The organism is Paraburkholderia strydomiana, assembly GCF_031456815.1.
Classification (GTDB): domain Bacteria; phylum Pseudomonadota; class Gammaproteobacteria; order Burkholderiales; family Burkholderiaceae; genus Paraburkholderia; species Paraburkholderia caledonica.
The window spans coordinates 1-1,604 of the sequence record NZ_JAVDVL010000041.1 but is presented as its reverse complement, the minus strand read 5'-3'; the positions used below and the strand labels follow the sequence as shown (position 1 = coordinate 1,604).

The following is a 1,604-nucleotide window of genomic DNA, read 5'->3' as shown; positions in this document are numbered from 1 at the left end:
TGTCAGGGCTTTTTAGTAATGTCCGGTTCTGGCTCATTAGAAATGTCCGGTTTCCTGCTCCCGGCTGTCTGTTGTGGCGCATGCTGCGGCATCACAGGCAGAGCCCGGAGCCAGACCATGAACGGACGTGGATTCATCACGATCAGCATGCACGAGCTCGAGCGTGTGAAGATCATCGAAGCAGTCGTGGAGCGGCGGCTGACGGTCGTGCTAGCGGCCGAGCGGCTGCAGCTGTGTGAGCGTCAGGTCGGCCGGCTGGTGCGGCGCTACGAGGCGGCAGGACCGGCCGGACTTATTTCGGCGCGGCGTGGCCAACCGAGCAACCGCGAGCTGCCGGTTGATCTGCGTGCACGGGCCATGGCGCTGGTGCGTGAGCGCTACGCGGATTTTGGGCCGACGCTGGCGTGCGAGAAGCTCGCCGAATGTCATGGCGTGATGCTGGCGAAGGAAACCGTGCGGCGCTGGATGCGGGAAGCCGGGCTGTGGATTCCTCGCAAACAGCGGCCACCGAAGCTGCACCAGCCGAGAAACCGCCGTGCGTGTCTGGGCGAACTGGTGCAGATCGACGGCAGTGATCACCGGTGGTTTGAGGAGCGTGCGCCTGCGTGCACACTGCTGGTGTTCATCGACGATGCAACGGGCCGGCTGATGGCGCTGCACTTCACGGCGACCGAATCGACCTTCAGCTACTTCGAAGCAATGCGCGCGTACCTTGACCAGCATGGCAAGCCGGTGGCGCTGTATAGCGATAAGGCCAGCGTGTTTCATTGCAACAGTCATTCGGTGACGCCTGGCAAGGGTGTGACGCAGTTTGGGCGCGCGCTGTACGAGCTGAATGTGGATACGTTCTGCGCCAATAGCAGTCAGGCCAAGGGTCGCGTCGAGCGCGCGAATCTGACATTGCAGGATCGTCTCGTGAAGGAACTGCGGCTGCGCGCAATCAGCACGAAGGAGGCGGCCAACGCTTATGCGCCCCACTTCATCGCTGACTTTAACGGCCGGTTTGGCAAGATGCCGCGGAGCACATTCGATGCGCACCGGCCGCTGCGTGCCGACGACGATCTTGATCTGATCCTGACGGTTCGCGTGCCGCGTCGCGTGTCGAAGGTGCTGACGGTGCAGTACGACCGGGTGATCTATCTGCTGGAGGATACGATGGCGAACCGCAGCCTGATCCACCGTTATCTGGACGTGTTCGAGTATCCGGATGGGCGCATCGAGATCCGGGTCAATGGCGCTGCCCTGCCCTGCGTGCCGTATGACCGGCTCTCGGAGATCGATCAGGCGGCGGTGGTCGACAACAAGCGGCTCGGACACACGTTGCAGATGGCACAGGTGATCCAGGTGCAGCGTGATGACCGGCGGGCGTCGGGCACGCCGTCAAGGACCAATCAGGGCGAAGCGTCGCGACCGAAGGAGCGCAAGGTGGGCACCCGCAAGCAGCGGGAACTGACGCGTGAAGAGTTGAATGAGGCGATTCTGGGAACTGCCGGAAAGCGGATTGGCTCGGTGCTTAAAAGCCCTTGAAAGTAGATATTTCTGAACTTCAAAACCGGACATTTCTAAAAAGTCCAAACCCGGACATCTCAACAAAGCCTCGACAA

At 61.3% G+C, this 1,604-nt stretch carries 1 protein-coding gene; it reads left to right on the top strand.

What is annotated here, in order from left to right:
* The first annotated feature begins 117 nt into the window (after positions 1-117).
* Positions 118-1,527: an ISNCY family transposase gene (locus J2W46_RS34260; RefSeq protein WP_310360451.1), complete on the top strand. Its 1,410-nt coding sequence runs from the start codon at positions 118-120 to the stop codon at positions 1,525-1,527.
* The last annotated feature ends 77 nt before the right edge of the window (positions 1,528-1,604 follow it).